At 77.5% G+C, this 7,792-nt stretch carries 9 protein-coding genes; 6 read left to right on the top strand and 3 right to left on the bottom strand.

The annotated features are described in order from the left end of the window. The first annotated feature begins 196 nt into the window (after window positions 1–196). From AC5FZL_RS13765 to AC5FZL_RS13740, 6 genes are all read left to right on the top strand, one after another. On the top strand, window positions 197–1,258 hold the full coding sequence (locus AC5FZL_RS13765; RefSeq protein WP_493619457.1) for a threonine aldolase family protein: 1,062 nt from the start codon (window positions 197–199) through the stop codon (window positions 1,256–1,258). A gap of 139 nt (window positions 1,259–1,397) precedes the next feature. Further along, window positions 1,398–1,802, top strand: coding sequence for an STAS domain-containing protein (locus AC5FZL_RS13760; RefSeq protein ID WP_493619456.1), 405 nt, complete (start codon window positions 1,398–1,400; stop codon window positions 1,800–1,802). A 91-nt stretch (window positions 1,803–1,893) separates the two neighbouring features. Further along, window positions 1,894–2,454, top strand: coding sequence for a hypothetical protein (locus tag AC5FZL_RS13755; protein WP_493619455.1), 561 nt, complete (start codon window positions 1,894–1,896; stop codon window positions 2,452–2,454). Between the two features lie 74 nt (window positions 2,455–2,528). Next, on the top strand, window positions 2,529–3,320 hold the full coding sequence (locus AC5FZL_RS13750; RefSeq protein WP_493619454.1) for a DUF4097 family beta strand repeat-containing protein: 792 nt from the start codon (window positions 2,529–2,531) through the stop codon (window positions 3,318–3,320). A 27-nt stretch (window positions 3,321–3,347) separates the two neighbouring features. Further along, window positions 3,348–4,304, top strand: coding sequence for an ATP-binding cassette domain-containing protein (locus AC5FZL_RS13745; protein WP_493619453.1), 957 nt, complete (start codon window positions 3,348–3,350; stop codon window positions 4,302–4,304). Continuing rightward, complete coding sequence (locus tag AC5FZL_RS13740) at window positions 4,301–5,143, top strand: ABC transporter permease (protein ID WP_493619452.1); 843 nt, start codon at window positions 4,301–4,303, stop codon at window positions 5,141–5,143. Before AC5FZL_RS13745 ends, AC5FZL_RS13740 begins: the two co-directional genes overlap by 4 nt. 4 nt (window positions 5,144–5,147) lie before the next feature. Here AC5FZL_RS13740 and AC5FZL_RS13735 read toward each other — a convergent pair whose 3' ends face one another. The 3 genes from AC5FZL_RS13735 to AC5FZL_RS13725 all read right to left on the bottom strand — a co-directional run. Continuing rightward, window positions 5,148–6,008: an ABC transporter permease gene (locus tag AC5FZL_RS13735; protein WP_493619451.1), complete on the bottom strand. Its 861-nt coding sequence runs from the start codon at window positions 6,006–6,008 to the stop codon at window positions 5,148–5,150. Then, on the bottom strand, window positions 6,005–7,003 hold the full coding sequence (locus AC5FZL_RS13730; protein ID WP_493619450.1) for an ABC transporter ATP-binding protein: 999 nt from the start codon (window positions 7,001–7,003) through the stop codon (window positions 6,005–6,007). The genes AC5FZL_RS13735 and AC5FZL_RS13730 overlap by 4 nt, the downstream gene beginning before the upstream one ends. Further along, window positions 7,000–7,792 (bottom strand): hypothetical protein (locus AC5FZL_RS13725; protein ID WP_493619449.1); only part of this gene is annotated, 793 nt, incomplete at its 5' end. The genes AC5FZL_RS13725 and AC5FZL_RS13730, both read right to left, overlap by 4 nt.

Genomic DNA, 7,792 nt, shown 5'->3' with positions numbered 1-7,792 from the left:
CCGGCCGCGGCGTGCTGGGCGAGGTCGAGGCCGCGCGGGCCGCCGACGCCGAGCGCCTCTTCGCCCGCCTCGACGCCGCCGAGCGGGCCCAGCTGGCCCGCCTGCTGGGCCGCCTCGTCGAGGAGGACGCCCCCGCCCGCGACGGCGGGGACTGACCCGCGCCCCGGTCGCGCGGGCGCCCGGCGAGACTGGCGCGGTGGACGACGACCTGACCGCCCTGCGCGACGCCTGCCCCCGCGCCCTCACCGGCCACGGGCCGCAGCGCGCCGCGGACCTGCTGGCCACCATCCCGCCCGGCACGGCCGTGGACCGCTACGGCGCGGGCGGCGTGGTCGCCGAGCTCGAGGCCGAGGTGGCCGCCCTGCTCGGCCAGGAGGCCGCCGTCCACCTGCCCAGCGGCACGATGGCCCAGCAGGCGGTGCTGCGCGTGCACGCCGAGCGCACCGGGCGCCGCGCGGTGCTCTTCCACCCCGAGGCCCACCTCGACCGGCACGAGGGCCGGGCGCTGGAGCGCCTGCACGGCCTGGTCGGGCGCCCGGTCGGCGACCGGAACCGGCTCCTCGGCCTCGACGACCTGCGCGCGGTCGCCGAGCCGGCGGCCGCCCTGGTGCTCGAGCTGCCCCAGCGCGACCTCGGCGGGCAGCTGCCCGCCTGGGACGACCTGGTCGCCCAGGTGTCGTGGGCCCGCGAGCGCGGGGCCGCCGTCCACCTCGACGGCGCCCGGCTGTGGGAGGCCAGCGCCGGGTACGGCCGCTCCCCCGCCGAGGTCGCCGCCCTGTTCGACACCACCTACGTCAGCTTCTACAAGGGGATCGGTGCGCTCGCCGGCTGCGCCCTGGCCGGCCCAGCCGAGGTCGTGGCGCAGGTGCGCGAGTGGCGCGGGCGGATGGGCGGGACGCTGTTCGGGCTGTGGCCGAGCGCCGCCTCGGCGCTGACCCTGCTGCGCCGCCGCGTGCCGCTGATGCCCGCCTACCTCGAGCGCGCGCGAGCGGTCGCGGACGCCGTCCGCGACCTGCCCGGGGTCACCGTGGTGCCCGACCCCCCGCAGACGCCGATGCTGCACCTGCTGCTGCGCACGAGCCAGGAGGCGTTCACCGCGGCGTCGCGCGCCCTGGCCCGGGACGGGCTGTGGACCTGGGAGCGGGCGACGACCACCGGCGACCCGGCCGTGCAGCGGGTGGAGCTGCCCGTCGGGGACGCCACGCTGGCGCTGTCGCTGGAGGAGGTCCGCGCCGCCGTGGCCGCGCTCAGCGCCTGAGCCGTCCCGCCCGCGCCGGGGGCCCAGCACGCCGCGGCACCGGACACGCCCGAGGGGGTTGTGGGCCCGCCGCGAGCACCGTACCGTCGCCCGCGGGTCCAGCAGCGCGGCCGCCGAGCTCTGCGCGAGAGGCATCCCCATGGACCCCTTCCCCGCCTCGCCGCTGCCCCCCTCCCGCGCCCCGCAGGCGCCTCCGCCCGTGCGGGTCGAGGTGGTGCGGTGCCCCGACCGCACCGTCGTGCTGCTGCACGGCGAGGTCGACCTGGCGGCCCACGCCCTGCTCGCCCCCGCGGTCGAGGCGGCGAGCAGCCGACAGCTGCCCGTGGTCGTCGACGCCTCGGGCGTCACCTTCATGGACTGCGCCGGGCTGGCAGCGGTGATCGCGCTGGGCCGCGCGGGCCAGCCGCTCTCCCTCGCGGCGGCCAGCCCGTGCGTGCGGTTCCTCCTCGACGCCGCTGCCGGGACGAGCCTGCCGCTCACCGACCCGGGGCCCGCGGAGGACGCGGAGGGGCGCTCGCTCCAGGCCCGCCCGGCCACCTGCTGACGGCGCCGCCGGGCCTCGCCGGCGGGGATGGCGTCACCACTGACGCCAGAACGGCTTGACAATGACGTCACGGTGACGCCACTGTGGCGTCATGGACCTCTCCCCCTACGTCGACCAGCTGCGCCGCGAGCTGGCGGCCGCCGCCGAGCTCGGCGGCGAGGAGGCGCGCGCCCTGGCCGAGCGGCTGACCGCGCCGCTCGAGTCCTCCCTCCGGCTCTCGCTGCTGAGCGCGCTGTCCGGGGCCGCGGAGGAGATCACCGCAGCGCTGGCCCCCGGCGCGGTGGACCTGCGGCTGCGCGGCGCCGACATCGGCTTCGTGGTGACCCCTCCCCCGGCCGCGCCCGACGACGCCCACGACGACCCGCACGCCCCGGGCCCGCCCGAGCCGGCGCCCCCGACGCCCCCGTCCGCGCCGGCTCCGGAGGGCGAGGACGGCGGCACCTCCCGGATCACCCTCCGCCTCCCCGACCAGCTCAAGAACCGGGTCGAGGACGCCGCGGGGCGCGAGGGGCTCTCGGTCAACGCGTGGCTCGTCCGCGCCCTCGACCGCGCCCTGGAGCCCCGCGACCCCGCCCCGGCGGCGGACCGGCGGCGCGGCCGCTGGTCCGGCCCGCCGTCCGCGGGCCAGCAGTTCACCGGCTGGGTCCGATGACCCCGGCCGCGCCCGCGCCCACCGCTCCGGAGCGCTCCCGCGCCGGAGCACCTGCCACCCTGCGGAGGCCCGCCATGCCGGCGTTCGACACCCCCGGTCCCGTCCACGTGCGCATCGACATCTCGGGGGGCGCGATCTCGGTCCGCGCGAGCGCCCGCCCGGACACCGTCGTCGAGGTGCGCCCGAGCGACGAGCGCAGCAGCGCCGACGTCCAGCTCGCCGCCCAGACGCGGGTGGAGCACCTCGACGGCCGGCTGGTCGTCTCCTCCCCCCGCCGAGCGCGGCTGCTCTTCTTCGGCGGGGCCCCGTCGGTCGACGTCGAGGTGCTCGTGCCCGAGGGCTCGGCGCTGGACATCAGCACCACCGCCAGCGACGTGGACTGCCAGGGCCGCCTCGGCGACGTGCGGATCGAGGACCGCTACGGCGACGTGCGGATCGAGCGGTCCCGCACCACCCGGGTGCGCACCGCCGCCGGCGAGATCGCCGTCGCGGAGCTGGACGGGGCCGGGGAGCTCAGCACCTCCTACGGCGAGATCAGGGTCGGCCGGGCGGGCGGAGACCTGCACCTGGACGCCGCGTACGGCGACGTCACCGTGGACCGCGCCCTGGCCTCCGTGAGGGTGCGGGCGAAGTACGGCCAGGTCCGCGTCCACGAGGCGGTCGCGGGCTCCCTGGACCTCGAGACCGCCTACGGGGCGGTCGAGGCCGGCATCCGCGAGGGCACGGCCGCCTGGCTGGACGTGGAGTCGACCTCCGGGCGGGTGCGCAACCTCCTCACGCCCTCCTCCGCGCCGCAGGAGTCCGAGGGCTCCGTCCGCGTGCGGGCCCGCACGGCGCACGGCTCCATCGTCATCCGCCGCGCCTGACGCCACCCCCACCCCGGAAGGAGCACGATGACCACCAGCACCGCCACCCCCGCCATCGCGGTCTCCGGACTGCGCAAGTCCTTCGGCGACCACGTCGTCCTCGACGGGCTGGACCTCACCGTGCCGGTAGGCTCCGTCTTCGCCCTCCTCGGCCCCAACGGCGCCGGCAAGACCACCACCGTCGACATCCTCTCCACCCTCACGGCGGCCGACGCCGGGGTGGTGCAGATCGCCGGGCACGACGTGGCGACGGCTCCCGACGCGGTGCGCGCCGCGATCGCCGTCACCGGCCAGTCCACGGCCGTCGACGACCTCCTCACCGGCGAGGAGAACCTGCGGCTCATGGCCGACCTGCACCACCTCGGCCGGGCCGAGGGACGACGGCGGGCGAGCGACCTGCTCGAGCGGCTCGACCTCGTCGAGGCCGCCCGCACGACCCCGGCGACGTACTCCGGCGGCATGCGCCGCCGGCTCGACCTCGCGATGGGGCTCGTGGGCGACCCGCGGGTGGTCTTCCTCGACGAGCCGACCACCGGGCTCGACCCGCGCAGCCGCAGGGCCGTGTGGCAGATCGTCCGCGACCTCGTGGCCGGTGGCGTGACCGTCCTGCTCACCACCCAGTACCTGGAGGAGGCCGACCAGCTGGCCGACCGGATCGGCGTCCTGGACGCCGGGAGGCTGGTGGCCGAGGGCACCGCCGACGAGCTCAAGCGGCTCGTCCCGGGCGGCCACGTCAGGCTCCAGCTCGCCGACGCCGCCTCCCTGGAGCACGCGGCGCGCCTGCTCGGCGTCCCGGCGCACGACCCGGCGGCGCTCGTGCTCGACGTGCCCGGCGACGGCAGCCTCCAGGCCCTGAGGCACCTGCTGGCCCGGCTCGACGACGCGGCGGTCGACGTCACCGGCCTCACCGTGCACACCCCCGACCTCGACGACGTCTTCCTCGCCCTCACCGGCCGACCCACGAACGAGGTGCCCGCGCCATGACCACGCTCACGACGACCAGGCCCACGACGACCAGGCCCACGACGACCAGGCTCGCCCTCACCACGAGGGACGCCGCCACGATGCTGCGCCGCAACCTCAAGCACGCGGTGCGCTACCCCGTCCTGACGCTCATGGTCGCGGGCATCCCCGTCGTCCTGCTGCTGCTCTTCGTGTTCGTCTTCGGCGGCACCCTCGGCGCCGGCCTCGGCGGGGCGCCCGGCGCCGGGTCGCGGGCGGAGTACGCCGACTTCCTCACCCCCGGCATCCTCGTGCTCGCCATCGCCAGCGCGGCCCAGGGGACGGCCATCACGGTCGCCATGGACATGACCGAGGGGATCATCGCCCGCTTCCGGACCATGTCGATCGCCCGCGCCGCCGTGCTGACCGGGCACGTCGTCGGCGCGGTGGTCCAGACGCTGGTCGGCGTCGCGGCCGTGGTGCTCGTCGCCCTGCTCGTGGGCTTCCGGCCCGACGCGAGCGCGCTCGCGTGGCTCGAGGTGGCCGCGGTGCTGGCGATGGTCAGCTTCGCGCTGTCCTGGCTGTCGGTCGCGATGGGCCTGGCGGCCAAGACCGTCGAGGGCGCGAGCAACCTGCCCATGCCGCTGGTGCTGCTGCCGTTCTTCGGCAGCGGCTTCGTCCCCACCGACTCGATGCCCGCCGGGCTCCGCTGGTTCGCCCAGCACCAGCCCTTCACGCCGATCATCGACACCCTGCGCGGCCTGCTCACCGGCCAGAGCGTCGGCACCAGCGCCGTCGTCGCCACCTGCTGGTGCGCCGCCATCGCGCTGGCGGGCTACCTGTGGGCCCGCGCCGGCTACGCCCGGCGGCCGGCGCGCTGAGCCCTCACAGGTCCTTGCGCGAGAACGACAGCGCCGCCAGCCCGCCGATCATCGCCACCCACAGCGCCGCCCACGCGAGGTAGGCGGCGGTCAGCGGCGCCGCGCTGAGGAACGGGAAGGCCTGGACGTCGGCGAGGCCGATCTGGGCGAAGACCGACGGGTCCTGGAGGGCGTTCATGGCCCCGCGCCAGAGGCCGTCGGTGGGCAGGAGCATCCGCGAGACGTCGCCGACCCGGGACAGGCCCGCGTTGCCCAGGGCGTCGCCCAGGCCACCGACCACGCCGGCCACCCAGGTGGCCCCGAAGAGGCCGATGGCGACCACGCCGGAGGCCATCGGCGAGACGGCCGTCGCCAGCAGCGTGGTGAGGGTGAGCAGCACGACCGTCTGCGCGGCCAGCAGCGCGAGCGCCGTCGCGGGGTGCGGCGGCCAGTAGTCGGCGGTCGCCTTGACGAGGAGCACCTGGACGAGCCCGGCGACGACGATGAACCCGCTGCCGAAGGCCACGAGCCCCAGCCACTTGCCGAGGAGGAAGGCCGAGCGGCGCACCGGCCGGGCCAGCACGGACAGCGCGGTGCCCGACTCGGTCTCCCCGGACAGGCTGGGCCCGGCGAGGAAGGCGGTGCCCAGCGCCGCGATGAGGCTGAAGCCGAACATCACGAGGTTGAGGATCTGCGAGGCCGCCAGGCGCGCCTCGCCGCTGGTGATCCCCCCGGACGCCGCCTCCGCGGCCAGGCGCGAGAAGCCCCAGCCGCTCAGCGCGAGCAGCACGGCGGTGAGCACCGTGACGGCCAGGACGACGCGGCGGCGCGACGCCTCGCGCAGGGTCAGGGCGGCGATGGTCAGCGCCGTGCGGGGCGCGCTCACCGACCGGCCTCCGCCCGGGCGTCGGCGCCCTCGCGGAGGATGCCGAGGAGGCGCTCCTCCAGGCTGATCCGCGACGGCTCGACCGCGTGCACCCGGGCGCCCAGGGCGACGAGGTCGCGCACGAGGTCGGGGACGGTGCTGCCGTCGTCGTCGGCCGGGAGGGCGAGGGTGAACCAGGCCCCGGACCGCTCGACGCGGCCGTGCGCGGCCAGCCGGGCCTGCGCCGCCGGGGAGAGGCCGGTCAGCTCGAGCCTCACCTCGCGCTGGCCGAGCAGCTCGGCGAGGGTGCCCGCGGCGGCGACCCGCCCTCGGTCGAGGATGACCACCCGGTCGCACACCCGCTCGACCTCCCCGATGAGGTGGGAGTTCAGCAGCACCGCGACCCCGCGCGCCCGCAGCGCGAGCACGACGTCGCGCACGTCGGCGCGGCCGAGCGGGTCGAGGGCGCTGGTCGGCTCGTCGAGCACGACGAGCTCGGGCCGGGCCACGAGCGCGACGGCCAGGCCGAGGCGCTGCTGCATGCCCTTGGAGAAGCTCCCCACCCGGTCCCGGGCGCGGTCGCCGAGGCCCACGAGCGCGAGGCACTCCCGCTGCTCCGGCGCGCTGACGCCGACCCCTGCGAGGCGCACGTGGAGGGCGAGCACCTCCGCCGCGGTGAGCCACGGCTGGTAGCGGAACAGCTCCGGCAGGTAGCCCACGCGCGAGCGCGCGGCCGGGTCGGCGCCCGGCCGCCCGAGCAGCACCACCTCGCCCGCGTCGGGGTGCACGAGGCCGAGGAGGCACTTGATCACCGTGGTCTTGCCGGCCCCGTTCGGGCCGAGCAGGCCGACCACCTCCCCGCGCCCCACCTCGAGGGACACGTCCTCGACCGCCGTCCGGGAGCCGTAGCGCTTGCGCAGCCCCGAGCACCACACCGCCGGCGCCGGCGGCAGGGCGCCGACCAGGCGCTCCGCCGCCCCCACCTCGCCCGCGGACGCCGGCCCGGCTGCCCTCACCGCAGGCCCCGGGCGGTCTCGAGGACCTCCTCGGCGCCCAGCGAGCCGGCCACGACGGTCACGACGCCGTCGTCCACCCAGACGACGGCCGCCAGGGCCCGGTCGCGGGTGGCCACCACCGTGGCCGGCGCGCCGCCCACCTGGGCGGACGTCGTGGTGGCGCGGTCGGTCGGCACGGGCAGCGGCAGGGTGGAGCCGTCGCCCGTGAACGCCCGCAGCTGCGCCGCGACGTCCTCGGGGAGCCCCGGCAGCGACAGGAGGTAGTCGCGCACCGTCGCGAACGGGGCGCCGGAGGAGAACGCCGTGGGCGCGACGGCCCGGGCCACCACGAGGGCCGGCGCGCCGGTGGAGGAGGACCAGGTGCCGGCCACGCCCGGACCGGCGACCAGACGCACCTGGCTGCCGTCGAGCCCCGGCGGGACGGGCGGCAGCGCCTCCCCCGACTCGGCGGCCGCCTGCGCGGCGCGCTCGGCCGAGACCGTGAGCGCGGCGCTGACCTCGCCGCCGACCTGGTAGACCGGCTCCCCCGTGACCCCGCGGGGCAGGCGGGAGACCTCGGGCACGTCCAGACCGGTCTCCTCCGCGGCGGCCGCGGCGTCGGGGACCGCGTGCACGTCCGGCTCGCCGGTCACCACGACCTCGCCGAACGCGCTGAGGTCGGGCAGGGAGACGAGGTCCGACGTGCTGAAGGCGACCGGCTCGACCTGCTCCGCGCGGAAGATCTGCAGCCAGTCGGCGGCGGCCGCGGTGCCCGCCCCGGCGAGGACGACGGCGGCGGCCAGAGCCGCG

The organism is Quadrisphaera sp. DVD1, assembly GCF_058932755.1.
Note: the sequence above shows the minus strand (reverse complement) of the source record. Positions and strands in the feature narration are given on the sequence as shown.